This window comes from Ruegeria sp. HKCCD8929, assembly GCF_013031405.1.
GTDB lineage: Bacteria > Pseudomonadota > Alphaproteobacteria > Rhodobacterales > Rhodobacteraceae > Ruegeria.
On the sequence record NZ_WPZY01000016.1, the window covers coordinates 39559 to 65719 of the forward strand.

Consider the following 26161-nt stretch of genomic DNA (forward strand, 5'->3'; position numbering starts at 1 on the left):
ATGACCCGTCCGCACTAGGCGCTCAACATCCGCCCTCGTCATACCAAACTGCCCTGCCTGCCGAGATTAAACTTCAGCAAGATGACATGCACTCCAAATCATCAGAACGGGGCCAAGGGCCTTTTGCTTAGCTTGAAATCAGGCCGGACAGCCAATCGCGGTCGATGACATAGATCGATCTGTTGCGGATTTTGATGATGCCGCACTGTTCCCATTTCTTCAGGCGACGGTTCACGTTGCTGCGGGTGCAGCGCGCCATGCTTCCGATTACGGACTGGGTAATGCATGACCCGATAATCTCGACCTTTCTCCCATCGATGACCGCTTGCTGTCCGATCTGTCTGGCGATCCGCAGCAAAGCGTATGCAAGGCGCGCGGTCATGCTGTTCGCCATCAGGCACCGGGTGGCCTCCATGTAACAGCGGTACCTTTGGGCCACCAGCCAGGCAAGTGCATCGCCAGCCATCATATTGCTGCATGCTATCGAATTCAGCAGGTCGCGACGGATCTGGTAGACAACCGTCGGGCTGAGCGCATTGGCCGTATCGGCATGGTGGGAATTCTAGAACACTCCCAATTCACCACATGTTTCACCCGGGCCAAAGACGGCATGGGTAAAGTTGAAACTGTCTTCCGTCAAAACGCTCAACTGAACGAAACCGCTGACTAGAAAATACAGGTGCTGAGCGTCGGCACCCTGGTGGTACAACGCCTCCCCTTTGCCGTAGCTGCGCACAACGGATGCATCGGCCAATTCACGCACGATGCTTTTTTCCAAGCGGGACAGAAACTTTTGCTGTTCGCACCAGATCGGCATGTTCTTGGCACAGCAGTAGGATGTGTTCATGTTCGTGTCGGCCTGCAGAAGCGTCCGTTGTTTCCAGATACGATCTCTTCAGCTCAGATTCCCGCACTCATGTTGCAATGAGGTGAGAAGCCTGAAATCGCGTGACACACAGTTAGTGACCGGCCCTACACCGGACAAATAACAGTCTCTGCCGATCGCTGAAACTTGGTTGAAGTTTGTTACACCGCGGGACCGGGCAACCCTTCGTATCTCGGTACGGAAGTGCATGGCGGTGTTTGTTGCAAGGGCTCAAAAGCCGGCGTCACGCCGCCTCCCGCAGGTCGCCGGAACAACCAGAAACCAATCGTGACTTTTTTGGAGAACCTGTGCTGGCCAACACAGTCAATTTAATTCGAATGCGATAAGCCACTTGTGCCCGGTGCCACAACCAACACGCGCACTCAGCCGGGCGATACAACACGCGCCGCGAATTTGTGTGGCGATGCAGGCAGTTAGGCCGAACCACCACCGGCTTATCCACCACTCACGGCCTGCTCTGATCAAAACTAAATTGGGATGGAAACATGACCACGGGAACCACGACCACTGGCACAATGATCGATTTTACTGGCGCCGAAACCGAGCTTGAGTCCACGGCAATGCAGGCGGCGGTAAACCAAGCGCTACAGACAAGTTTACAGGATGCCTTTACCAAAACAGGATCGTTATCTCAGGCGCAAATCGTTGGTTCCATTATCAAGTCAATCAAGGACGCAGGGGCAAGCAAGACGGCGGATGCATTCCAAGAATTGTTTGAGCTGGAAGACGCCCAAAGCTATGTCGGAGAACTGCAATCCGTCGCGGACGGCGGAGTGAGCCTGTCCGATCTGGGTTCCAGCACTGATCTGGATTTTGCCGATTTCGATGACTTTCTTCGCGAAGCGGCCAGTTTGAAGGGTACCAGCAAAGATTCGCTCCTTAGCGAAGTTGCGGATGGCGTAGGGCGAACGGACACGGCAACCTTTCTGGCCAGGTCACTGAACAGCCAAATCGCAACAGCTGTCGCGATCGCAAACGAGGACTTTCTGGGAAAAACGACCACGCTGACGCGTCTCGAGGCAGGGACATCCGCATTGGCGGGCGTCGGTGATCTCACAGCAGGCGGTTTGAGTTTCGTTTCGGCCGGTTTCAGCATTGATGCAGGTGTCGATGGGGGCGACAGTCTTCAGATCGCGCAAGGGTCCTTCGGCATCGCAAATGGTCTGTTCAAATCCTTCACAGGTGTCACCAGCCTGCTGTCGCGGTTTGGATCAACCGCGGTTTCAAGTTTCGCAAGTAGTGTCAATCCGACACTAACCGCTGCCAGCAGTGGCTTTGGCGCGTTGAGCACCGGTAGCCAGGCGGTTGCGGTTGGTATTGCGGGAATCGGCGGCGTTATTGGTACTGCGCTGGGCATCACGTCATTCGTTTCATCTGTGAAGAGCGCTTTCGAAGCCGACCAGTTTGGCAGCACGACCGGCGCTGCATTGCACGGAGTTGCGGCAGCGTTTCAATTGATCGGTGCCGGACTGGCCGCCGTCAACATTGTCACTGGCTTCATCCCGGTTGTGGGGCAGATCATCGGATTGGTGCAGGGTCTGGTCGCTTCTGTCGGAACAATGTTTAGCACGCTTGCAAACCTGTTTGTCTCGGACGAACAGATGTCGGCCCAGGAATTCCAGAACTACATCAATTCCGACGAGTTCACCGCGTATATCGACGCTCAGGCGGACGCGTTCGAAGAGCAGGGCTTTGATCTCTTTGCATACATCACGGATTCCGAGGCCGTAACCGGCAGCGATGCCGCCGACCTTACCCACGTTGTCGAGCGACAGCTTACAACAGCGGCTGAAAACGCCCCCAATGATCCCGACCTGAACCGGGCGATTGTAGATGCGTCCTCGGTTGGGCGGATTCTGACCGGCATGAATGGCGACGACTTTCTTTTCGAAGGTGACGGGGCCGGCATTCTCTTTGGTGGGGGCGGCAATGACACGTTGATCGGTGGCTCGGGGAGCGACATCCTGCGCGGCGGACCGGGCAATGACATATTGAAGATCGAGGCCTCAATCGACCCGGTTGCCGATGGTGGAACCGGAACGGATCTTGCTGTGAATGACCGTGTCGTTTTCTTTGATCTCGGGGTCAACGATGGCGATATCACCACCGAGTTCGGCTTTACCCAGCACACAGTTCATATCACGCTGGATGACAACGGTGACGGAACTGCGTCCTCCATACCAATCTCCGTAGACGGCCACATTGCCGGTTCTCAGGTCGTAAACAGACCGCAGTTCGAACTGACGAGTATCGTCGACGGCGTCCCGGATACGGTTGCCCTGTCCGGGCCCTGGTTTGCACTGATAAGGAGCGGTGCAAACGGTGATCTGATCCCCGGCCTGGGTGTGCAACCCATATCCGTGCGGGCACTGCCCCTGATTGTGGCCAGCCTTGAGGCTGAAGCGGCGAATGCTACCACCGAAACCGTGAATCTGAAAACGCGCGATGTCGCATCTGATCTGGCGGAGTCCGGCGGACAGTTGGTGCGCCTGACCGAGGACTATGCGTTTGACGGAGAATACTTTTACACACTGTCTTCTGATGCCGAAACGTTGGTGACCCGATTCAGCAACGGCTCGGTTCTGAACCGCGACATTGACGACCAGAATGCGGGCCTCGATGGACTTACCTTTATCTTGCGCAGCTTCTTTGGCGAGACACGGCTCGAGAGTATCGAAAACTTGCGGACCACTTCGGCAGGCGATGTTGTCACGACTGGTGCACGCAGCGAAAGCATCTATCTGGATGAAAACAGGGCATACGATTCTCGGGACATCATCGACGCGGGCGGCGGGGACGATTTTGTACTGGCCGGACTTGCAGGCAGTACCTCTATAAGAGGTTTGGGCAATGAAATCGATGGCGGTGCAGGCATCGACACCATTTCCTTTGCCAATGCCGAAACCGCCGTTTCAGCAGATCTGTCCGAGAACACCGCGACAGTTGGAACCAAAAACCAAGATACCGTCAAAAACTTCGAAAACGTTGTGGGCGGCCGGCATGATGACACGATCACCGGCACCGACGGATCAAACTCCCTGTTCGGACTTGGTGGTGACAATCACATAAAGGGACTGGCCGGGGATGATCTGATCGCGTCCGGGATCGGAGCGGATCACCTTGATGGCGGCGACGACATCGACACCGTGGATTTCAGTCGCGCTGACGACGCGGAGTTCGACGAGAACACACCTCAGGAAGATCGTGGCGCGTTTTCGGTGCGTGATATCGATATTGACCTGGCAAGGGACGAAAGCCGCAGTGCGACCGGCAAGGAAGACACTCTTATGAACTTCGAAAACGCAATCGGTACGGACGGCAAAAACGAAATCACAGGCAATAAAGAGGTGAATATTATCAGAGCGCGCGGTGGCGACGACACTCTCCGAGGGCGCGGTGGCGACGACACGCTTTCCGGTGGGCTTGGCAAAGACACGCTCCGCGGTGGAGACGGAGCCGACACGGCCGACTATTCGATGGACGAGGCTGAGCGGGACCGAGACATCGACATCAACATCTCCGATATGTCCAAGGGATATTCGGAAACGGCGGATGGGCGCGAAGACAAGCTGATCAATATCGAGAACATTACGGCCACAACCGGCAATAACAGCATCACTGGCAACGGGCTGGACAACGTAATCAGGGTCCTTGGAGGAGATGACACCGTCGATGCAGGTGCGGGGAACGATACGGTTTATGCCGGCGGGTATGGGACACGCGACCTTGACGGTGGTGTCGATACCGATACGCTTTCTCTGGCGGATCACCACCTGACCCTCGCGCAATCGGCACAGGATCGTCTAAGCGCGGCAAACCACCTGATTTCCTTCACACTTACGACCGTGGACGCACCCAGTGGTGTCGCTGGTATCGGATCGGCCGATGCACTCACATCTGACGCCTCATTCGGAGAGCCCGGTGTATCGTTTTCGATTGTAGACAAACTTCTGCTTGAAGGAGACAGCCGACAATCAGCCAACCTGATCGAGGGGTCAGTGTATCTGACCGAGGGACAAAGGCAGTTTGCGATCGAGTCTGAAAACGGGTTTATCTTGCGCGTCAACGGCGAAGAGCTGTTCAGGCTTGAGGATGATGGCGCCTCCCGGATCACATTCATCCCCTACAGTGTCGAGGAAAGTGGTATTGCCGAAATCGAAATTGTCTACACCGACGCAGGACAAGGAGGCGATTTCAAAGTTAAGTTGGACGGGCGAACTCTGACAACCGCCGGGAACCGCGACGATTTTGCACAAGCGCTGACCACACAACCTGAATTGGCCTCCAATGCGCTGGGCGCGACCGTCGCTCTGGACATCGGGGTTTTGAACTATCAGAATTCGGATCCGAACCTGCAATCTTCAACGATCCAGAACTTTGAAAATGTCGAAGGGGGCATTGGCGATGATCTGATCATCGGAGACGTCGGGGCCAACCGGATCAATGGCGGGGCCGGGGACGACCGGCTTCTGGGTCGTGGCGGTGATGACACAATTTTAGCGACCGAGGGAACCGATATTGTAGTCGGCGGCAGTGGTGTGGACACGCTCGTGCTGTCGTCGAAGTCGCGCAATACATCCCTGTCAATCGACGATCCGGATGTGGTCGCCTTCAGCGACCTGAACATTAACGATGTCGAAATCGTCGTCCCAGATGCCGGACAGCTTGAATTCAGGCATGCCAGGAACGGTGCGGTGTTGGCAACAGTCGATCTGTCCTCGCTCGATGTCGTTCACACGACGGGCTCAGGCGCGCCACCGAGCACCCAGGAACTGGTTGGTCTTTCTTATAGCCTGGACGCTTTGGGCGCCACAGTCGCCGATTTCCAAGTTTTCCAGGAGCAGCAGGCCACCCCCGGAGAGACATCAGGACCGGTTGATATCGCGGTGCAGGTGTCTGCCTATATTCCGACCATTGCGTTCGCCGATACAACGCTGTCGGGAAACAACCTGACGCGGCATCTTGCGGAACAGATCGGACGCGGATCGGTAATCCGGGACAGCGACGGAAACGTGACGAGGATTGCTGGCGGCGCCGAGGACAACGTGATCTACGGGCTGGAGAGCGAACTGATTACGACAGCGGCGGGCGATGATCGCGTCGTCACCGATGGGGATACGCACTCTGTCATTCATCTGGGCGACGGTGACGACAGGATCTTCAGCGGAGGGGCTCGTGACACGGTTGTGGTTGGCCGCGGCAACGATGTTGTCGATGTTTCAACTGAATCCAACGCCCACATTGTGTTCACCCGGGGCGAAACCGAAGATATCAACACTCTGAACCTGACGGATGTCGCATTCAGCGAGTTGGAGGTTTCCCGGAATGGCGACATCCTCCTGCTCGCCAAGGGCGGGGATGTCTTTGCGCAAATACTCGTGCCATGGAACCCGTTGGCGCATGATGTACAACTCGACCACATCCGCTTTTCCGGCGGTGAAATCGTTACGGATGCCGAAGCGTTTCTGAACGGCAGAGTGAATGGCCAAGTTGGGGAGTACCATATTCAAGTCGGGGACGATGACGATAACCGGCTTGGCCCCGACACCGAACCGCTGGTGGCCAGTGAATCCGGCAGTTCCCTGTTTGGCTTCGGCGGGAATGACGATCTACTCGGATTGACGGGCGATGACTTCCTGGATGGCGGATTGGGCAACGACAATCTCCGGGGCCAGGATGGCAACGACACCTATGTCTACGGTCGCGGCTTCGGTTTCGACACCATCTTCGACCTCGGGTTCTCCAGCGCTTTTCGGCCCGGGGACAGCAGTAGCGACAGACTGGAGTTCGACGACAGCATCAAGCTCGATGCGCTGCGAATTGAACGGGACGGCAACAGCCTGATCCTTACCGACACGATCGTCGTCGATGGAGAAGCCCAAGATATCGGAAGAGTTTATATCTCCAGCCACTTCGAAACCGACCATGCGATTGAGACGATCCTGATCGAGGGAACTGAATACACGGTTGCTGAAATGGCAGCGATGGCAACGGATCTTCCGCCGCCAGCGCCAGAGCCCATTGATCCGGCAACTGCGGAAATCACATTGCTTGGTGCTGAAGACGTTGATGGTGTTGATGGGACTGCCGAAACCTTCATTCTTTCCGTCGGAACCACCGACGCCGGTGACTACGCTCCGGTCATCAACAATTTCAACCCGGACGAAGATCTGATCGACGTGTCCGAAATCGGCCTGGACGCATCCTACTATGGCGCACTGAGCTATTCCGGCGGGTACGAGATTGTGGATATCTCGGGAACGCATGCCACGGCGGGGCAGCCTTTCGTGTCCGAGTTGAGGTTCCACACAGACACTGGCACCGCCTCTCTTCAGGTGTTCTCCGACGCCGGATTGCTCACTGACGAGTTTCTGTTTGGTCTGGACGAAAGTATCGCGTAGCCGATAACCGTGGGCGGGTAGGTCCAAATCGCTTGCCCGCACATGTATACGTCGGATGTGTTCGTGTGAATCTATCGCAAACTCTTGCCGCATCTATCTGATCTGACGAAGGCATGAGGAAGTGTCCCAAACTTTCGGCCCGGATTGGCGAGATTGCGTGTTTTGGCACTTGTTGCCTGCACAACAAACGTGTGCAGGTTTTGGCATGACCTCGTTCGAAGGTGCCGACTTCCCCAAGTATGCGATCCTGCCTGCCGTTTTCTGATGACGGTGTTACTCGGTTACGCAATATTCTCCGTTGATCGCAACTCGCGCGCGAACGAAAGGGCGTGCGACACAGAATCCCTGATGACGGTCCGATCCGGTGTGCCACAGGCGATCTAGCAAACACGTGTCGGTCGCGAACCGGCGGGACGCCCGTCGCGGGCGAAAGCCTTTGACGCGAGGCAGCCGTATGTCTGACTAATCCTTCTTCAACGTATCCCTTGAAACGCGCCGGATGCGCTGCTGGCAATGGTGCTGACATGGTCCATCCTCTCACAGAGGAGGATTTACAATCAGACGCCCATGCGACGCCCGTCCGATTCAGGCTTTGCTGTGAACGCCTCAGCCGTCAACGTTAACAGTTTGCAACAGAACATTATGAGAACCCTGTCCAATGCAGACTCAGATCCTTTCCGAGAAGATCTGAGAGCCCTGCATTTCGGTCAGACAGATGCCGACTAAGACAGGCGCGTGTTTTTGACCGCATTTCGGATGGTGGCCGGTCCCGGGTCAAAACGCTTTTCTCCACAAAGCGGAACCAACGGCGGTACGCCTTGTGCGCCACGCGCGAAACGACTCCGCTGTCGTCTCCGAAGTGGCGCGCATACCGATATCGCACCAGTATCCGGCCGATCCGGTTCAGACGCAGCAGAGTTTCTGTCCGGGCCGGGTATTTTGTTCGATTATGCCAGGTTTCAACTTGTTCAAGGGGCAAAGGAGGCACCCCAAGAAAAGCGGTCACGCAATCCATCGCGGCTTGCTGGTTGGCCCGGAACTCTTCGAACAGCACGACGTGCACACGCTCTTTGCCAAGCGCTTGGTAGAAGTGCCGCAATCGGGGAGCATAGGTTGACCCCAAAATGATCGACGGTTCGCTGCTCAGCGCCTTTTCAAACGACACGCACGTCCGTCCGCTGCGCACGAGATGCCAGTATTGCGAAAAAGCCCGCTCGACCGGGTCGCGTAGCATGAAGATGATCTTTACCTTGGGATCTGCCGCTTTGATACGGAACGCGGCAACATCGGACATCAGGTAGGTCGTCGTATCCTCACCAACCAGGCATCCATCCGGAGCGTCTGCGAAACGGCTCTGATACCACCCGCGCAATGCCTCGTCATGTGGTGCACGCCATGCAAGGTCATCCCCGTTCATCCCAAGGAAGTCGGCATGCGCAACGGGATCGTCTGCATCAAAGAAATACAACTCGTTTCTGGCCATCCAGATGTCCGGATGTTGGTGCAGCACCTGATGCAGTGAGGTCGTGCCGCATTTCGGGGCACCGCCAATGATGAAATCCGGAAAGGCCAAAGTCTTCACCTCGTGCAATGCAAACGGGTCGGCGAGCTTCGGAGGACACGGTGAATGCCTTCCCTTGGTCTTTCCTGTGTTGATGCGTCAGAGAAGGTCATGGCACCGTTCCAGAAACTGGGTGTTTTGTCGGTCTTCATTGAATTCGCGAAGAACTTTGTCGCGCGCGGCAGTTGAAAGGCCCTTGGCCGCATCGGTGTTTTGCACAAGGAAGAGGACATTCTGGTACAGCTCTTCCGCGTCGCGCTCACCGGACAACAATCCGGTTTCACCATGCTCGACCAGTTCCGGGATGCCGGAATGGCGCGTGGTGCAAATGGGCGTGCCAAGGGCCATGGCTTCCATGAGCGTAACGGGGATGCCCTCCTGGTCCCCATCCTCTGCCGTGCAGCTTGGAACCAGCATGATATCCGCGTCAATCATTCGGCGCAGCGCGTCCTGATGCGGCAAGGCCCCGAGGAACCGGATGCGATCCTGAAGCTTCGCATGCGTCACCTGCATGCGCAGTTCTTCCGCCAAAGGGCCATCGCCGCCAATGTCATAGAGCCAGTCAATCCCGGGGTGCCTGTCGCGCAACAGTGCAAGCGCTTCGATGGACGTCCTGAGTCCTTTTTTTTCGACCAGCCGGCAAATGCTGAGAAACCGCAGTGGCGCGTGAAACTTGGGGGTCGAGAACGGGTAGCCGGACACCGGAATACCCAGATGCCGGGTCTCGACCCGCGATTCCGGGGCGCCGCATTCGACAAGGCGTCTGGCGAACATGGCGTTGACTGTGACATGCAGATCCCCGTCGGTGAACAGGTTGCGAAAACGGGACATGGCGTCCCGCCGGTATTCAACGCTGACATCACGCCCGTGAAACACGGTCACCAGTCGCGGACGGTGTTTCCAGCCCCGCTGCGCAAGCTCAACCGCCGCGCCGCGATATCCGAAATGCGCGACGACAAGATCCGCATCGATCTGCCGTCGCCACGCAGACCGGCCCAGCCGTGCGGCGATGCGATCGGACAGACTGGTCGGCAACGTCCGCAAAAGCCAGGGCCGTTTCGGCGGCCAAACCACAATTCGCACGTTGCCAAGATCGTGTTCCTGGTCAGGCGACAGCGGTGTTCGGTGGTCGAAGGATTTGCAGGCCACCGTCACTTCATGCCCCTGCCGCACCGCGTGAAGCACTTGAGAAGTCACAAAGGTTTGGGACAGGGCAGGAAAGTTTGAGACGCAAAAGCAGATCTTCATCGGCTGGCTCCGATTTGTTTGCGGTCTGCCTTAAGCTGAACAGCGGGCATGGTGTTGTGAAACGGCGCGGTCCAGTACGGACATGAACGCCGCATGCTGCCGATGGAAATCGAGCTCGGTGCGTTTGGCATAATTCAGCGCCCTTTCGGACAGATCTGCATAAGCAACCTCATCCGACCAAAGCCTGCGCAGCGCGGCCACCCACTCGTCGATCGGCGCATCATGAGGCAGGACGATACCGCCCGGCCCGATAGCCTGGCTCAGGCCGCCCCGGTTGGATCCGATCACCGGGATACCGCTGCAATGGGCCTCGGACGCGACACGGCCCCAGGCCTCTTCCCATTGGCTGGGCGCCAGCAGCACCCGGGTGCGCCCGTAGACCTTCGACATGTCCGAGGTGCGGCTCATGAAAGTGACATTCGGCAGCGTGTCGATTTCGGCCATGATCTGCTTGAACAGCCCGTCCCACAGCGTCCAGGCTTCGACCAAGAGGAAGGGAATGTCGGGGCAGGCGCGCGCCATCTCGCGCACCACCTCGTACCCTTTCTTTGGATGGATGTTGATGAGTGTTGCGTATTCCTTGGTGGTTTCGCAGCGGTATTCGTCAAAGTTGATCGTCGGGGTGATCACCGTGCAGTCAATGCCATAAGCATCGCAGTACGCACCGGCGGTGAAATTGGAGTTGGCGATGAAGCTTGCCCCCGGGATCGCGCTGACATCTCCTTCGTTTTCGTCAAACTCGACGTTGCGCAGATAAAGCACAACGGGAAGGCCGAGTTTCGAGAACTCCAAACCCAACTGGGCCGAATGGCGGGTCTGGATCACCACAACATCGGGCCGGAACCGCTTGGCGGCGGCGGCAATCCGCACAGGATCAACCGGTTCCCAGGTGCGCATGACCTCATAGCCCTGACTGCGATCCACGCTGAACGGCCGACCTGTTATCTTGCGCTGTGCACGCATCCGGAAACCGAACACCCCGCGGCCCGAAAACCCGCAATAGACTGCGCAGTCGTGCCCCTGCGCGATGCTTTGCCGGATCAGGTGATCGGTGCTGTTCTGAGTGCCACCGCTGGCTTCGGGTAGCCAGCCATTTCCACCGGCAAAGAGAATTCGCATGTTCATACCCTTACTGGATGGCGCAGGCTGGCTGCGCATGTTGAAATGCCGCGACGGATGACGTTGGGGCGCATCTTCATCGTGCGGTTGCTCCGGTTGCCCGATGCGCGTTGTCGGGCCGTGTTGCGCTCCACACTTCGTCAACGTGGGCGAATAAGGCGGCGTCTGCGGAGTAGAGATGGAGGATTTGGTCGACACGCGATTGCGTCAGGTCGGATTTCAGCGTTCGCGGGCCCGAGGTTTTGTTCGCATGTGTCAGCAGACTGGGGTCGACGTCTGCCAGTTTGGTCAACCCTTCGGCCATCTTGGGAAACGGGATCAAAGTATCGACCATGACCGTTCTCCCGTCGCAAACGTAGTCCACCTGCGGGCGGAAATGGAAATACCGCATAGATCCGTTTCGAAAGCTCGTGTCTGATGACAACCTGTCAATGAACGCACCCACGGTCTGCGTGCCGATCATTCTGGCGCTGTACCTGCGGTCGGTTTCGTTGCGTCCGCCGGTCTTCAGATAGTCGAAGGCCGACAGAAACCGGTCAACCGGGTCGCGCAGTATGGCGATTTTGGGCAGGGTCCGCCAGGCGCGCGGGCATGTGGCCTTGATCTCTTGCCAGGTCCGATGACGTACGCGGTATCCAAATAATACGTCTTCCACCGAGGTGCCTGCGTTCTTGGGGATGTGAATCAGGATCAGGCCACGCCTGAGATAGACGTCCGCGAGGTTCGGATCGTCTCTGGGGCGTGACCGGTCGATCATCCGGCCGGGCGCAACCCGCCAACCGATATCGGTTCCGATCTGGGTCAGGCTTGGCAATGCGGTTTCTCCGGTGTCCGGGCGTAGCAGCATGCATGAAGTCGCGATGCGGCAGATGGGTGTGTTTCGAAACGGGTCATGCGGGCCTCTTTGAACGGCGTTTGCGCACTTCCCAAAGGGCTTTGAAGGCGAGGGTTTTCACCTCAACCAAGATCTGGCGGCCATAGTTGCTGAGGGTCAGGATGCCTGCGAAAACCGCGTAGCTAATGGCGATACCGCACAGCAATTTCAGAACCGCAACGCTTGGCAACGAGGTTTGCACCATCAGAACAACTGCATAAGCGGCAAGACCCGCACAGAAGACCGGCAGAATGCGCCCGTGGATGTTGTCCCGTCCGACTGGTCCCTTGCGGGTGACGAGCAGCCATAGTGGAAACAGCTTCAGCATCGTGACCGCAGCATAGGCTATCGCCAGTTCCCGAACGCCGTATTGCACACCCCAAACGAACGCACCGCAGGTGACCACGGCAGAGGCCAACCCCCACCAACCCATCTCGGTGGTGCGACCCTGGCTGACAAACAGCCAGCCTGTAGGGTTCGCCAGCGGTTGCGCCAGCGCGGCGATCCCCAGTGCCGCGAAGATCGGGGCGCTGTCCGCCCATGGTGTGCCCAGCAAGAAGGGAACCGCCGTATCTGCCATCCCGGTCATGGCCGCGACACCGGGAAGAACGGCAAGCTGCATGAGCCCGAAAACGCGAAAGAACGCGTGGGCGTACCGATAGGGTTCGTCTTGCATCCGCGACAGAACCGGAACCATGACCTGTGACAGCGGCTGTGCGACACGGTCAAGCGGAAACAGGATCAGCTTGTAGGCCCGGTCATAAAACCCCAGTGCGGCCCCACCCCAGACGCGACCAATCAGGATGTTGTCGAGATTGCGCGACAGGAAATTCGCCAGTTTGAACCCTGTCACCCCTGCGCCGAACCCCAGCAGATCGGCCGTTCCGGGTGCCAGCGCCGGACGCGAAGGCTGCCAGGGGACCCAGATCCAGACCAGCGCCGCGCCGACAATTCCGCCTGCCAGCGTACCCGCCACCAGCGCCCAGGGTGTAGGCGAAACCAACGCCCACAGGATCGACGTCAATAGAGTACACAACGAGACTACGCTTGCGTTGACGGCGATCCTGCCAAAGATCATGCCGCGATTGAGCAAGGCGAAGTGTTGTGCTCCAAGGGCGGTGATCACCATGTTCAGCGCCATCACCCGGATAAGCCATGTCAGATCGGGCTGGTTGTAGAGTGCCGCGGCCAGGGGCGCCGCTGCGATCAACAGAACCGTCAGCGACAGGCTGACGGCCAGATTGATCCAGAACAGCGCGTTGAGCTGCCCATATGTCAGCGACCGTTTCTGTATGACAGCCTGTAGCAGGCCCATTTCCTTGAACAGCGACAGAAACGCGATGATCGGACCAATCATCGCGATCAGACCGAAATCGGCGGGCATGAGCAAACGCGACAGGATCAGCACCGAGCCGATCTGACACCCGACCACCACACACTGGCTGAGCGCGGTGTAAAAGCTGCCTAGCACGACGGTTCCGCCGTAGGTATCCCGGGCAGCGGTCTCGACCGCCTCATGAGGTTCGCGTTGGGCCATGTATTTGGGTCTTTCCGTCGAGTCGACGCGGCGAGAATTGCATGGCCTGCGGTGCCGCGCCCGCCCTTGGCAGGTGCAGCATCTTTTTCAGCAACTTCCTGCCAAACAAGCACCATGCAATGACGCAAAAGCGCCTGCACGCCATGCTACGAAAGCAAAATTTGATCGTCTGAGTGTTGAGTGCATGAGTTTTGTAACATGTCGGCAATTTCCCCGGATCGACGTTTTTTTGCTCATCCGCTGACACGAGACCGGCTCAGTTTCGCCGGTTGAAGGGTGCGGCTTTGACATTGGCCCGCGTGACCTTCTAGCTGGAGTTCTTGGGTCTATCTGCGACAGGATGTTCGATCCGTGGCGACGGTCAGAGACAGCGATAGCGGGCGGACCCCCAAACGGTCCGAACCGAAGAAACGCATTCTCTATCTTGCGCATGATCTGGATGACGCGGCCATTTGGCGCCGGGTGGATATGCTGCGCATGGGCGACGCAGAGGTTTCGATCGCCGGGTTCCGGCGCCGGTCCGGCGTATTGCCCGAAAACGCTTTGGAGCTTGGACGGACCCACAACGGCAGGATGATGCAGCGCGCGCTGTCAGTGCTTGGGCAACGCATGAGGCTACGCGCGACGTTTAAGGATCTGCCGCCCCCGGACACGATCCTGTGCCGTAATCTTGAGATGCTGGCACTTGCCGCGCCGCTGCGCCGCGCGATGTGGTCGCAACATCCGGTCCGGCTGGTGTACGAGGTTCTCGACATTCACCGCCTTATGGTCGGACCGTCTTTCAAGGCGCGGACCATGCGCTGGGTCGAGGGTCGGCTTTGTCGTGATGTCGATAACATCATCGTATCGTCCCCCGCCTTCCAAAGAGAGCATTTCGAAGCTCATCAGCAATGCAAGGCGCCAGTGCTTCTGGTTGAAAACAAGGTGGTTGCACCGGATGCGAAACCCTCACGTCCTTGCACTGACCCGCCCGCGGTCGCGGATCAAGCACCGCTGCGCATCGGCTGGTTCGGCATCCTCAGGTGCAGCTTTTCGTTACACTGCCTTGACGGACTGACACGCGCGCGTCCGGGGCGTTACCGGGTCGTTCTGCGCGGACGCCCGGCGCTGGATGAGGTGCCGGACTTTCACCGCGTCGTGGATGCCAATCCCGATCTTGTGTTCGAAGGGGCCTATTCCTATCCGGCTGACCTTGAGGAGATCTACGGCAGCGTCGATCTTGCATGGTTGGTCGATCGATACGACAAGGAGCAGAATTCAGACTGGCTGTTGCCGAACCGCCTGTACGAAAGCGGCCTGAACCGTGTTCCCCCGATTGCGCTGGCCGGAACCGCAACCGCGCGCCGATTAAAGGATCTTGGCATCGGGCTGGTACTCGACAGCGCCGAAGAGGCGACGGTGATCGAAGCGATGGATCAGGTGTCGCCCGAAACCTTGGATGGCCTGAGAACAGTGCAAAATGCTGTTCCCTCAGACGTCTGGAGGACAACCCGGCAAGAGGCTCGAGAACTAGTTGACGCGATTGCTGGAGATGCGGTCAGCCTGCACCGGGAACCATGCGATACGTCCCGAGATGCCGTGCTGATCGTGGTGCCGACATTGAACGAGGCACCGCATATCACTGGAGTGATTGACGGGCTGGCCGGCTTTCTTCAACGCCGACAGCGCCTCGGCGCACCAGTGCGTCTGGTGATTGTGGACGGCGGTTCAACGGATGGCACGCAGGGCATCGTCAGGGATCGGATCGCTGCTTTGCCGGATTTCGACATACAGCTGGTGGACAACCCGGCCCGCCTTCAAAGCGCGGCGCTGAACGCGGCATGTGACCGGTTTGCAGACGGTGTGGATTGGCTGATCCGTATGGATGCGCATTCCCGCTACCCCGAGGACTATGCGGATATTCTGTTGGAGGAGGCTGGGCGGACGGAGGCTGCGAGCGTCGTCGTGTCGATGCGTGCGGTCGGCACGACGCGGATGCAACGGATCATAGCCCTGACGCAGAACTCGCGGCTTGGCAATGGCGGGTCGGCGCATCGGGTCGGCGGCTCGGGGCGGTTTGTCGATCATGGGCACCATGCCCTGATGCGGCTTGATGCGTTCCGGTCCGTTGGCGGCTATGACGCCAGCTTTTCGCATAATGAGGACGCTGAGCTGGATATGCGGCTGACGCAGGCGGGTTATCGGATCTGGCTGACATCGCGCACCTGGCTCGACTACCTGCCGCGCGGCTCGATCCCCGCGCTCTTTCGGCAATATTTCAACTTTGGCCGTGGCCGGGCCCGCACGATGCTGAAACATCGCAAGCGACCCCGTCTGCGCCAGCTGGCGATGATATCCGTCGCTCCGATGCTTGGACTGGTGGTGCTGGCGCCGCTGTCTGTGGTCATTGCGCTGCCCGCGATGGCGTGGATCTCCGCCTGTCTTATTGGTGGCGTTGCGCTGGCTCTGGCGCGCCGTGATCTGATGGCGCTTTGGGCCGGACCTATCGCGGCTGCCATGCACCTGGGGTGGTCGTCCGGATTCTGGCGGCAGTTGTTGAAACGCCCGTTTGTTGCCCAAGGCGTTTCCAGGCTCGCCTCTGCTGTTCGCAAAACCGCGATTCCCGTTGATCACATCGCGGTCGGTGTTTGCACTTATCGGCGATCCAGCCTGTTGGACACTCTACGCACGCTTGAACAGCAGAACCTTGCGGACGGCACCCGCCTTTCGATCATCGTCGTCGATAACGACGATAGCCCCAGCGCGCGAGGCATCGTTGACGGCTTTGCCAAGGGTTCCCGGCATAACGTGATCTACCGTTTTGCCCCCTGCGGCAACATCTCGATCGCGCGCAATGCGGCGCTGGAAGAGGCCGAACGCAACGGGTTGCGGGTGTTTGCCTTCATCGACGATGATGAACTGGCCTCACAAAACTGGCTGAACGCGCTTGTCTCGCGCCTATGCGAGGCGGATGCAGAGGCGGTCGTCGGGCCGGTCCGCGCGATCTATGCATCCGATGCACCGGAGTGGATGAAGTCTCTGCGCATTCATGACACCAACCCGGAACGAGCGCCAGATGGTCGGCCGATTGCAGGCCACAGCTGCAATGTCATCATGGACCTGGCCAGTGCGCCCCTTGCTGGTCGGCGTTTTGACTTGGCGCGCGGTGTTTCCGGGGGTGAAGACACCGCGTTCTTCAAAGACGCAATGGAGGCTGGTGCACGGCTCGCCTTTGCCCCGTTGGCCACGCTGGATGAGCCGGTCGCGCCATCGCGGACGACTATGGTCTGGTTGCTGAAGCGACGCTTCAGAATGGGGCAAACCCATGGTGGCCTGTTGCGCAAATATGGCGCCGCACGCGCGCGCCTGCTGACACTGCCGCTTGCATTCGCCAAGGTTCTCTATTGCTTTGCATTTGCGCTGGTGACCGCCCCTTTTGCCGCCAGGCGTAACTCAAATCTTTTGCGGGGTGCGCTTCATGCCGGCACAATCGCGTCTCTGATCGGGTTCCCGGAGGTCGCCGTATATGGTGCGTCTCGGGACAAGGCACAGGCAAGCTGAGTAAAGGTCAAACATTCAACTCCGTGACCCTAGTGCCGGGCTCGCTATGTCCGAACTCTGTTTCTCAAGATGCGCCAAGTTGTTCACGATGGAGGTTCGGGAAAAACCCGAATTGCCAGTACCCTGCCGCGCCTTACGCCCTTGGGACAATGGCGACCAATCATGGGTCGGGTATCTCCCCAAACGCTCTAGACATCGACAACCGGTCAGAATTTTGAGTGGTGGCTCGTGGTGGTTTTGCTGTAGGCTTCCTTAAGTGATGCGGGCTAAGAGGCCCTCAAAGGGGGCCCGGCCTTTGGAGACATTGATGCGGTTGCCGATTTTTATTGTGGGTCTATTTCTGTCCGTCGCCCTGTCGGCGTTGATTGGCTTTCTGGCGGGTTTCAAAACGTCCCAACTGGTTTTGTTCGTCATCGCCGTCGCGATTGTGCTGCAACTTGCTTATGTCCTGATTGTCGCGCTGCTGGCCGTCGAGCGAAAGCGCAAAACTCGCGACGCGGATGGCGAAGTGCCCACCGCACCGCCCTCGCCGGTGTCCCAGGAGACCGATGCCTGACGGCAAATGAATGCTGACGGGCTGGGTACCGCGCCCGAAGTGCTTGGACAGCACAGAGGGATACTCTACCCCTGTTGCTATCTCTAAGGAACGCCCTCTCGCCACATACAACTGAGCCGGGTCCGATGTCCGCATGCGTCACCGTCATCATCGCTGCATTCAATGCGCAAACCACGTTGTCACGTGCGATCCGATCCGCTTTGGTGCAGCCGGAAACGGCTGAAGTGATCGTTGTGGATGATGCATCCGGCGACGACACATGCGCGGTCGCCAGGGATGAGGTCGAACGGGACCCGCGCGTTCGGCTGATCCGGCAGGAGACAAATCAGGGACCTGCAGCGGCACGCAACAGAGCCCTGGATGCTGCAACGTCGGAATTTGTCGCTGTGCTGGATTCCGACGATGTGTTCTTGCCGCAGCGGCTGGAACTTCTTTTGTCGTGCCCGAGCATCGACATGGTCGCCGATAACATCGCCTTCGTGACTCAGGAACATCTAGCAACTGCAGTCGGTCTGGACTGGTCGGCGATTGCGCCGGATTTCACCCCACTTGGAACGACCGAGTTTGTTCTGGGCAACCTGCGCAAACAGGGTGTGTCGCGAGGAGAACTTGGGTTCCTGAAACCGGTGCTGTCACGGGCTTTTCTGGAAAAACACAAGCTGCGCTATGATCCCGCGCTGCGACTTGGTGAAGATTACGATCTGTATGTCCGGATGCTGTTGGCCGGGGCGCGGATGTGTCTGACCCGCAGGCCGGGATATGCGGCCGTGGTTCGGTCCGACTCGCTCAGCGCGCGGCATGGCGCGGGTGCATTGGCGGCGCTGCAGGCCGCGCTGGAGGCCCATCTTGGCGCAGGAACCCACTCGCCGGATCTTGACCGGGCCATGCAGGCGCATCTGAGGGAAGTCCGGCACAAGCGGGATCACCGTGTCTTTCTTGATTTGCGACGCCAGCAGGGGTCTTGGGCGGCCATCCGGTATCTGTGCGGCGCGTCGGACCGCACTTGGCCGGTGGTCCGGCAAATCGCTCGGGACAAGCTGAACCTCAACCAGATGGCCGGGGATGCGGCTCCAAAGGACGGGGCGAGACTGCTGTTGCGTTCAGACGCGCTGGGGTCCTAACCGGGCCTATGAAAGCTTCAGACCCGCGTCGCGGGGAACTGAGGTGGGGCCGGTGTTCTGCTCGCGCAGCGCACGGCGAGTCGAACGCCATGTCGGCAGATACCCCAAGGCGTCCATCCCTGCAGGCCCTTCTGCAATGACGTCTATTGGTCCTCGGCTTGCCAATTTGGCAAGGTGACGGGCCATTGCGCGGCGTGCGGACCAGGTACGCGCGTTCGCGGTGGGTGCAACTTCCACCGGAATGCGTATGGCATCCTGCGGGGCGGACACCTGATCCATTCGATCAGGCGCGGCAAGCACGACGGTCTTCGTTTCGCCTGAACTTCCGTGCCAGACAGACGACATCATGCGCCGCCTACGGTCACTCAGACTGTTCAGCATCTCGCGCAGTAATACGGGATGGTGCCAGAGGTGCCGCGCTGCATTCAGTACCCCTTGTGTCTTGAGTGCGGTCACGAGATGCTGATAGCGCAGCGCCCGCTCAAGGCGCGCTTTGCGCCGGGCAAGCTGCAACCGCAATTCACGGTCGTTTGGATGCATGGTCGCGGCAAGTTCGGCCAATGTCTCATGCGCCACGATAAGCCGCGTCAACGGTGCAGCGGACAGACGGTGCGACAGGGATTCTGTATGCCTTCGATAGAGATAAGTCGGGTCCGGTGTAGTCAGAAAGGTGGCGCCGCCGAGCAACAGGCGGCAATAAAGATCGAAATCCTCTCCAATCTGCAATGTCTTATGATATCGAAGTGGCCCAAGAGCGTCACGGCGGATCATCGGCTTCAAGTAACCGAAAGATGCCAGCCCTGCGACCACTGTGTCACTGCGGATCAGGTCCGTGGCCGTCAAGCGCCGAGAGCGTTCGGCGCGATCATCCCCCAACAGGGTCTGGCCCGCCACATCCGCAGAGCCGAAACTCAGCAGGTCATCGGCGATTGCGTCTGCCCCCATCTGCTCTGCCGTGGCAAGCAGGCGTTCGATCCGCTGTGGATGGACAAGGTCGTCTGCGTCGATAATAGCGATCCACTCTCCCCGCGCCGTCTCAATAGCGGCGTTTCGGGCGCCGGCTGGTCCCAAATTCGTTTCAAGTTCGATCGGTCTGACACGATCGTCCAACGCGGCCAGTTGGTGCAAGATCTTCTGGCTGCCGTCGGTCGATGCATCATCAACGACGATCAATTCAAGCGCTGCATGGGATTGGTTCAGGACCGAAGTAACCGCCGCTTCAAGATAGGCAGACCCATTGAAGTTCGACATGACGACCGACACCAGGGGTCCGCTTTCGGACCGGGCAGGGCCAGTTCTTAAGCCATCACTCAATGCCTTGGTCTCGTTTTTCATCTGGTCGTTCATCACCATGCCGTTCAGCACCCCGAATTGCATTCTGCAAGAGCGGTCTTGGTGCTATGCTTCACGAGGTTTCGTCAGAGCGCATCGCCGCTGGCAGGGTCCGAACAAGAATGACGATGTCGTTTGCCATGCTGACGTTTGCGACATAGACGCGATCATAGGCAATCCTGCGTTTGTAGGTGGTGTTGTTGCGGCCATTCACCTGCCACAGGCCGGTGACGCCGGGTCGCGCACGCAGATAGTAGCGACTGGAAGGCCCGTAACGGTGCAATTCTTCGCTGGGAACCGGGCGAGGACCGACGAGGCTCATTTCACCGCGAAGTACGTTGTAGAGTTGCGGCAACTCATCAAGGCTGAATTTCCGCAGGACATGACCAACTGGCGTGACACGGGGGTCGTCCCGCAGCTTCTGGGTCTGCTCCCATTCGAAACGCGCCTCCGGGTTCTGTTGGAGATGCCGTTGAAGAATTTCAGCGCTGTTCACTTCCATCGTCCGAAACTTCAGGCAGGAAAAGGGCTGCTTTCGATATCCGACCCTGCGGTGGCGATACAGGATAGGCCCGGGTGATGTGCTGTAGACCAACAAGGCCAGCCCGGCCATGAGCGGCGACAGCACGACAAGCATGACCAGGGCAACCGCGACGTCGATCGCTCTTTTGGCTCGCCCGCCGACAGGTTCCTCGTACAGCGCCGGGCGGGTCCAAATGACGTGACGCGCTGGCGAGATTGACGAAACCATGCCCTCGACCGGGGCCGCTTCAGTCTCAATCGGTTTCATCACATTCCATCCTCATCTCTCAAGTGCCTGACGCTGCGGTTCAGCGCGCATGCCGCTTAAAGTTGCAACGGCGATCGCCACAATGGATCAAACCATGCGGGCGAAAGTGATCTGCATCTGGTTACCTTCACCAATACGTGCATTCCGACACATGCAGATAAGTTGGGTATGACAAATGCTGCGATTGCAAACCCCAATGTTGGATCAAGCAAGGCACCGCCTATGGTTGCTGAGGCTTTCGCCGGGATTCCGCACATTGGGATAGGTTCGGTGCATATCTTTTGACTCCGGATGCCTCGCATGCCCGAATCGAAGGCGTATTTTGAACATCTCTCCAGCCAGGTCCACCAAATACTTGAAGGCGCGACTCGCGCGAAACGAGAGTCGCCCGACGTCGACAATGAGGTAAGCCCGCCTATGCGCATTCTCTTCGGAAGCGCCCATCCCTACCTGCCGCAGATGTATGGCGGTGCGCAGTCCAGCGCGCATGAGTTGGTTGTCAGACTGCGGGCGCGGGGGCATACCGTGGGTGTTCTGGCCGGCCTGACCGGTGAAGGCTGGCTGGGCCTGCGCGGGCGGGTTTTGCTGAAACTGAGGCGGCGCGGCTATGTTCGCGATGATGGTCTTGGCTACCCCGTCTTTCGCGCATGGTTCGCTCAGGACGCAGCGCGTCAGGTTGTGTCCGACTTCAAGGCCGATGTGGCGATTTTCCAATCCCGGCTTCCGGTGCCTCTGGCGCAATCGATTGATCGCGCAACGACGCGGACGTTCATCTATTTGCGAAATGTTGAAAACGAGGATCTTGGGGGATCGTTGGCGGAACTATCCAATACCGGTTTCATCGCGAACTCGAACTTCACTGCGCGGCGCTTTGCAGAGACGCAAGCGGTTTCCGCCGACGTGATCTACCCGATGATTGAGGCCGAGAAATACCGGGTCACGACCGCATGCGAAAACGTGACGTTTATCAATCCCCACCCGAACAAGGGTGTCGATGTTGCGTTGAGGATTGCAGAGGCGTGCCCCGATATTCCGTTTGTTTTTGTGCGAGGCTGGGGGCTGACCCCGACGCAGGAGGCGCATCTTCAGGACAATCTCGACAGGTTGCCGAATGTGACGCTGCAGCCGTCCACGGACGATATGCGCAGCGTCTACAAGAAAGCCCGCATCGTTCTGGCACCCAGTCAATGGGAAGAAGCATTCGGCCGGATCGCCGCCGAGGCACAAGTCAGTGGTATTCCGGTCGTGGCGTCAAAGATCGGCGGTCTGCCCGAGGCTGTCGGCCCCGGAGGCGTGCTGATCGACAGAGATGCCCCGGTCGAGGTTTGGGCAGAGGCGGTACGAACCCTCTGGTACGACGATGGGACATATGCCGACCTGTCCGCAGCCGCTCTTGAACACGCCCAACGTCCCGAGATGAACCCCGAGCATCAGACCGACAGATTGCTGGATATCCTGAACCGTTCGACCTGAAACACGGTAGACCGGCACCGGACAACATCAGGACGGTGGAAGCCCGGTGGTCGGTTGAGTCTGCGTCGCAGAGGGGAGCTTGCCCGGCGGCAAGGTTTCAGTGGTCTCAGGAGACAGCCGTCGCACGGGGATCGTGTCGTTCGGCCCGGGCCGAGCTAGAACAACCTCCAGGACGTCGCCACCGGCGATCGGGTCGTTGCGTCCGACCACAAAGGTTACAGGTCCGTCCGGCCCGGTTCTGGTGATCTGCAGCGTCAGTGACACCAAAGCTGAAAGCTCGACCAGCCCATTGCCGGTGCGCTCTGCTTCGGCAAAAAGCGCGGCCTCGGTCTCCATTTTCACGCGCAGTTCGGCGATAGCCGTGCGTTCATCCTGTAGTCCCTGAACCCGTTCGCGATCGCGCTGATTGGTCAGATCCAGCCTGTCGCGCCGCGTTTCGCTGAGGCGTTGCTCGGCGCTCAGCCGTGCGGTTTCAACTTCAAGCAATCTTACCTGTTGGTCTGCAACGGCGCGCTGAAGATTGCTTTCACGGGTAGCAATAGACAGGCCCCGCTCGACAAGGCTGGAGGCGTTTTCAAGCTCTTCGTTCAGCAAATTCAGTTGCCGCTGACGCAGATCCGCCTGCTGCTGCAACCGTGCTATGCGTTCCAGCAGCAGGGCTTCCAACTCCTCGATCTGCGCAAGGTTCGACGCAAAGGCGGATTGTTGCGACATCATAATCTTGCGCTCTTGTTCGATCAGTTCGGCACCCAGAGGCGACGAGGCCAGTTCGGGCGGAACGTCGATCCCGGTTCCAGCTTCTTCCGCCTCGAGCCGCGCGAGCCGGGCCAGCCGCCGCATCTTGTCCAACTCCATCACCCGGTAGTTCCCAAATGCGTTAAGCGCGTTGCGCTCGCCCCGGACCAGCGCCGAAGAGGCCCGGTTGACTCCGCCCGACAGGCTGAGCGCCTGAAGCACGGTCATCCCCGGTACATGCAGGTAAGCGCCTGGCGCCCGCACATCGCCCAGCACGTAAATCGGGGCAAATTCCGTGATGGTTACGATGGCCTGCACGTCGGTGCTCAGCCCAATGCGGTCCTGGATGCGTCGCGACAATTCAGTACCCAATTCATCCGGCGTCAGCCCGGTTGCCTGAACGCTTCCGATAAGGGGCAGCGAGACCGTGCCCGTTGCGCTTATCAGGTACGACCCGGCAATCGTATCCCACGAGGTAAAAACCTCGTTCACCGGATCCCAGCGGCCAATCCGGATGTCCAAAGTCTGTTGTGGTCCGAGCGTCTCGGTCATCGCGGTGTCGTTTTCGGCTTGCGCCGGTGTCAGCATGCCGCCCGCAGTCAGCAGGCACAGCCCAAGAAACCAGGGTTTGCCGCGCAGGCCAGCGGATGCGGCTTTCAAAAGGATGTCTCTAAGCATTGATCTTGAGCTCCTCATAACTGCCGGGGCTTACATATCGCCTTGCCTTCGCAAGGTTGGCGTCTTCGAGAACCGTTGTTGTCAAAGCATCGCTGAAGCGTGGATGATCCAGCAATGCGTCCGAGACAAATCGCGGCAGGACCTTTCCCCAGGGGATGCGCAGAAGGGTGCTGTCATAGGCCCATGCGTGCGGATCCGACTGGCTTGCCTGGCTCAACGGATCCATGACGACCAGCACAAAGCTGAAACTGGCGCGCAGTTCCCTGGCCAACAGGGTTTGGTCGCTGTTTTCAATGCCAGCCCCGGGTGCCGCGCGCACGCCGTCAAGGGCATCCTGCAGGCTGATGGATTCAATATGGTTCAGCGCCTTGGCAGGCAATGCTTCTGGTGGCGGTCGTTCAAAAACAACCATGACCCGGCATATGCCGTTGCGGGATAGCCGGTTGGCCAGTTCCAGGGGCAGGTCATATGTCTTTTTCACGCCCGGTGTCAGCGGAGCGATTCCGATCAGCAAGCCCTTTGATTTCAGCGCGTTGGCTTCGCATGCCTGCGCCAGGCGTTCAACGGTTCGCGCGTATGTGTTTGCCGCGCCTGCATCGCGCAGGCTCGCAGTGTCCGGCAGCATTCCCGCGCAACTCACACCCACATCCTGCCACAGCTCCGAGACGGTCCGCACAGGTCTCGGGACCAACTCGCGTGCCGTTCCGGCCAATGCCCCCAAAAGACCACCCAACAAAAGGCCGGCAAACAGCATCGCCTTTTTGCGGGGGCTGGACGGGTCTTTGGGGACTTCGGCGGGCGAGATGATCTTGATGGATGCGATGGGAAAATTCTGTTGCTGCATCGTGACTTCGAGTCGGGCCAGATAGTCCCGATAGACCTGCGCATAGGTTTCCGAGATGGCTTCGAGCTGTTGCAGTCTGCCACGAAGCGACACGTTCAGATCCGACGTGCCTGTTGTTGCTTCGAGATCCGAACGCAAAGATTGTTCCCGTCCGCGTGCCATGCTGTATGCAATGCGGGCGGCCTCGGTCGCCTGTTCCAGTTCGACCAGCAGGGCATCCGCCAGAACCTGAATTCTGTCATTCAACTGCTGCGCCTGCGGGTGGGTTTCGCCGAACTGGCCGGCGATCCGGCGATAGCTTTGGCTTGCGCTCAGATATTCGCGCCGCACCTCATCGCTGACCCCGGTAATGAGGCCCTCGACAAACGGGACCGCAATGATGTCTCCGTTGTCCTTGGCGCGGGCCAGTAGCGACTCCATGCTGCCGAGATAGGCTTCAGCCTCGGCGGCGGATGCGGCAGCATCCACAAGCTCGCTGGCCAGTTCCGATTGCTGTTGTTCCGTCAGCAGGTCGCCACGCGCCTGCACCAGATCGTTTTCGGTGCGGAATTCCTGCAGGGCCGAGGTGGCCTCGATACTCTTTTGTTCCAGCACCTCCAGACGCTCGCGCAGCCATGCTTCGGCCTTGGCGGCGACCTCATCTGTCGTCTCAAGCTGAAAGTTTTCATAAGCTAACCCATAGCCGCGCGCAATCAGTGCCGCGCGCCTCGGGTCAAAATCCGAGAACCCGATTTCGATTACAAGGCTGCGGCCGGACCGCGAGACCGAAAGCCTGTCGCGCAATATCCGCACCGCACGATCGCGATCCGTAACTTCAAGGTTGAAGTCGGGGATTTGGGGTTCCTGTGCACTGGTTTCCCGGGACTCCGATGTAGCGGCATCGCTCCGGGCGGGCGGGTCAGGTGTCAGCAGCCGCGCCAGCGGGCGGGTAACTGACGAAATCATCCGGTTCATTTTTTCCGTTATGCCAAGTGGCGGTGACAGGAAATCCGCGTCCTGATCGAGTTTCAGCAGGTCGACAACCCGATAGGCCAGAGCGCGGGACTTGATGATCTCAATCTCGCTTTGAACCGCGGTATCCGAGCGAACGGCGTTGGGCAGCGGTGATACCTCGTTCAGCAGTTCGGCGCGTTCTTCATCTAGCAGTACCGTTTCAACAGCCGTATAGCGTGGCACGGATCCCAGGATCATCAGGACCGCGAACGCCACGCCGACAATCGCGCATGTCATCACCAAAGGGGTCTGCCGCCTGACGGCCCGCATCATGGCGCCCATGTCGAGGCGCATATCGTCCCGGGATCCGGCAGGCGGATAGGCATTGTTCTTTGTCCAGGTAATGCGCCTTTCTTTCACGGGTTCGTTCATGTCAGGAACTCCATGATGCCCTCGGTGCGCCGCACCTCATCCCTTGTTTCGGATCGAGATTGAACCGGCTTTGCTGCACATGAGGGTTTTCGTGTGTTGGA

Annotated in this window: 16 protein-coding genes; 5 read left to right on the top strand and 11 right to left on the bottom strand. The window is 58.8% G+C overall.

Annotated features, from left to right (window positions below; genetic code table 11):
- Nucleotides 1–127: 127 nt before the first annotated feature.
- Together GOX53_RS20210 and GOX53_RS20215 are read right to left on the bottom strand one after the other, a co-directional pair.
- Nucleotides 128–382, bottom strand: a complete 255-nt coding sequence (locus GOX53_RS20210) for a helix-turn-helix domain-containing protein (protein ID WP_171179565.1) — start codon at nt 380–382, stop codon at nt 128–130.
- Nucleotides 383–562: 180 nt separating this feature from the next.
- Nucleotides 563–847 carry a cyclic nucleotide-binding domain-containing protein gene (locus GOX53_RS20215; RefSeq protein ID WP_171179568.1) on the bottom strand — a complete coding sequence of 95 codons (285 nt, stop codon included), beginning with the start codon at nt 845–847 and terminating at the stop codon, nt 563–565.
- Nucleotides 848–1371: 524 nt separating this feature from the next.
- Here GOX53_RS20215 and GOX53_RS30225 point away from each other — a divergent pair.
- Nucleotides 1372–7287, top strand: a complete 5916-nt coding sequence (locus GOX53_RS30225) for a hypothetical protein (RefSeq protein WP_171179570.1) — start codon at nt 1372–1374, stop codon at nt 7285–7287.
- A gap of 640 nt (nt 7288–7927) precedes the next feature.
- Here the strand turns inward: GOX53_RS30225 and GOX53_RS20225 are convergent.
- The 5 genes from GOX53_RS20225 to GOX53_RS20245 all read right to left on the bottom strand — a co-directional run bounded on the left by GOX53_RS20225 (nt 7928) and on the right by GOX53_RS20245 (nt 13626).
- A complete protein-coding gene (locus tag GOX53_RS20225; protein ID WP_171179571.1) occupies nt 7928–8860 on the bottom strand; it encodes a sulfotransferase in 933 nt (310 codons plus the stop codon).
- An 87-nt stretch (nt 8861–8947) separates the two neighbouring features.
- On the bottom strand, nt 8948–10096 hold the full coding sequence (locus tag GOX53_RS20230) for a glycosyltransferase (RefSeq protein WP_171179573.1): 1149 nt from the start codon (nt 10094–10096) through the stop codon (nt 8948–8950).
- Nucleotides 10097–10126: 30 nt separating this feature from the next.
- Complete coding sequence (locus GOX53_RS20235; protein WP_171179575.1) at nt 10127–11215, bottom strand: glycosyltransferase; 1089 nt, start codon at nt 11213–11215, stop codon at nt 10127–10129.
- Between the two features lie 76 nt (nt 11216–11291).
- Nucleotides 11292–12062 carry a sulfotransferase family 2 domain-containing protein gene (locus GOX53_RS20240; protein WP_171179576.1) on the bottom strand — a complete coding sequence of 257 codons (771 nt, stop codon included), beginning with the start codon at nt 12060–12062 and terminating at the stop codon, nt 11292–11294.
- 43 nt (nt 12063–12105) lie between these two features.
- Nucleotides 12106–13626 (bottom strand): lipopolysaccharide biosynthesis protein, encoded by a 1521-nt coding sequence (locus GOX53_RS20245; RefSeq protein WP_171179578.1) that lies wholly within the window; start codon nt 13624–13626, stop codon nt 12106–12108.
- Nucleotides 13627–13977: 351 nt separating this feature from the next.
- On the opposite strand from GOX53_RS20245, the gene GOX53_RS20250 reads away from it, so the two are divergent.
- The 3 genes from GOX53_RS20250 to GOX53_RS20260 all read left to right on the top strand — a co-directional run bounded on the left by GOX53_RS20250 (nt 13978) and on the right by GOX53_RS20260 (nt 18843).
- A complete protein-coding gene (locus GOX53_RS20250) occupies nt 13978–17166 on the top strand; it encodes a glycosyltransferase (protein ID WP_171179580.1) in 3189 nt (1062 codons plus the stop codon).
- Between the two features lie 307 nt (nt 17167–17473).
- A complete protein-coding gene (locus GOX53_RS20255) occupies nt 17474–17722 on the top strand; it encodes a hypothetical protein (protein WP_171179583.1) in 249 nt (82 codons plus the stop codon).
- A gap of 125 nt (nt 17723–17847) precedes the next feature.
- Nucleotides 17848–18843 (top strand): glycosyltransferase family 2 protein, encoded by a 996-nt coding sequence (locus GOX53_RS20260; RefSeq protein ID WP_171179585.1) that lies wholly within the window; start codon nt 17848–17850, stop codon nt 18841–18843.
- A 6-nt stretch (nt 18844–18849) separates the two neighbouring features.
- Here the strand turns inward: GOX53_RS20260 and GOX53_RS20265 are convergent, their stop codons facing one another.
- Together GOX53_RS20265 and GOX53_RS20270 are read right to left on the bottom strand one after the other, a co-directional pair.
- Nucleotides 18850–20220, bottom strand: a complete 1371-nt coding sequence (locus tag GOX53_RS20265; protein ID WP_171179587.1) for a glycosyltransferase family 2 protein — start codon at nt 20218–20220, stop codon at nt 18850–18852.
- A 28-nt stretch (nt 20221–20248) separates the two neighbouring features.
- A complete protein-coding gene (locus GOX53_RS20270) occupies nt 20249–20965 on the bottom strand; it encodes a sugar transferase (protein ID WP_254446658.1) in 717 nt (238 codons plus the stop codon).
- 417 nt (nt 20966–21382) lie between these two features.
- Between GOX53_RS20270 and GOX53_RS20275 the strand changes: the two genes are divergently transcribed.
- On the top strand, nt 21383–22438 hold the full coding sequence (locus GOX53_RS20275) for a glycosyltransferase (RefSeq protein WP_171179588.1): 1056 nt from the start codon (nt 21383–21385) through the stop codon (nt 22436–22438).
- Nucleotides 22439–22465: 27 nt separating this feature from the next.
- Here the strand turns inward: GOX53_RS20275 and GOX53_RS20280 are convergent, their stop codons facing one another.
- Nucleotides 22466–23851: a polysaccharide biosynthesis/export family protein gene (locus tag GOX53_RS20280; protein ID WP_171179590.1), complete on the bottom strand. Its 1386-nt coding sequence runs from the start codon at nt 23849–23851 to the stop codon at nt 22466–22468.
- Nucleotides 23844–26060: a GumC family protein gene (locus GOX53_RS20285; RefSeq protein ID WP_171179593.1), complete on the bottom strand. Its 2217-nt coding sequence runs from the start codon at nt 26058–26060 to the stop codon at nt 23844–23846. The genes GOX53_RS20280 and GOX53_RS20285 overlap by 8 nt, the downstream gene beginning before the upstream one ends.
- Nucleotides 26061–26161 lie beyond the last annotated feature (101 nt).

Coding starts and splice junctions, on each gene's coding strand:
- GOX53_RS20210 (WP_171179565.1), bottom strand. CDS start 382: ATGACCGCGCGCCTTGCATACGCTTTGCTGCGGATCGCCAGACAGATC.
- GOX53_RS20215 (WP_171179568.1), bottom strand. CDS start 847: ATGAACACATCCTACTGCTGTGCCAAGAACATGCCGATCTGGTGCGAA.
- GOX53_RS30225 (WP_171179570.1), top strand. CDS start 1,372: ATGACCACGGGAACCACGACCACTGGCACAATGATCGATTTTACTGGC.
- GOX53_RS20230 (WP_171179573.1), bottom strand. CDS start 10,096: ATGAAGATCTGCTTTTGCGTCTCAAACTTTCCTGCCCTGTCCCAAACC.
- GOX53_RS20235 (WP_171179575.1), bottom strand. CDS start 11,215: ATGCGAATTCTCTTTGCCGGTGGAAATGGCTGGCTACCCGAAGCCAGC.
- GOX53_RS20240 (WP_171179576.1), bottom strand. CDS start 12,062: ATGCTGCTACGCCCGGACACCGGAGAAACCGCATTGCCAAGCCTGACC.
- GOX53_RS20245 (WP_171179578.1), bottom strand. CDS start 13,626: ATGGCCCAACGCGAACCTCATGAGGCGGTCGAGACCGCTGCCCGGGAT.
- GOX53_RS20255 (WP_171179583.1), top strand. CDS start 17,474: ATGCGGTTGCCGATTTTTATTGTGGGTCTATTTCTGTCCGTCGCCCTG.
- GOX53_RS20260 (WP_171179585.1), top strand. CDS start 17,848: ATGTCCGCATGCGTCACCGTCATCATCGCTGCATTCAATGCGCAAACC.
- GOX53_RS20265 (WP_171179587.1), bottom strand. CDS start 20,220: ATGCAATTCGGGGTGCTGAACGGCATGGTGATGAACGACCAGATGAAA.
- GOX53_RS20270 (WP_254446658.1), bottom strand. CDS start 20,965: ATGAAACCGATTGAGACTGAAGCGGCCCCGGTCGAGGGCATGGTTTCG.
- GOX53_RS20275 (WP_171179588.1), top strand. CDS start 21,383: ATGCGCATTCTCTTCGGAAGCGCCCATCCCTACCTGCCGCAGATGTAT.
- GOX53_RS20280 (WP_171179590.1), bottom strand. CDS start 23,851: ATGCTTAGAGACATCCTTTTGAAAGCCGCATCCGCTGGCCTGCGCGGC.
- GOX53_RS20285 (WP_171179593.1), bottom strand. CDS start 26,060: ATGAACGAACCCGTGAAAGAAAGGCGCATTACCTGGACAAAGAACAAT.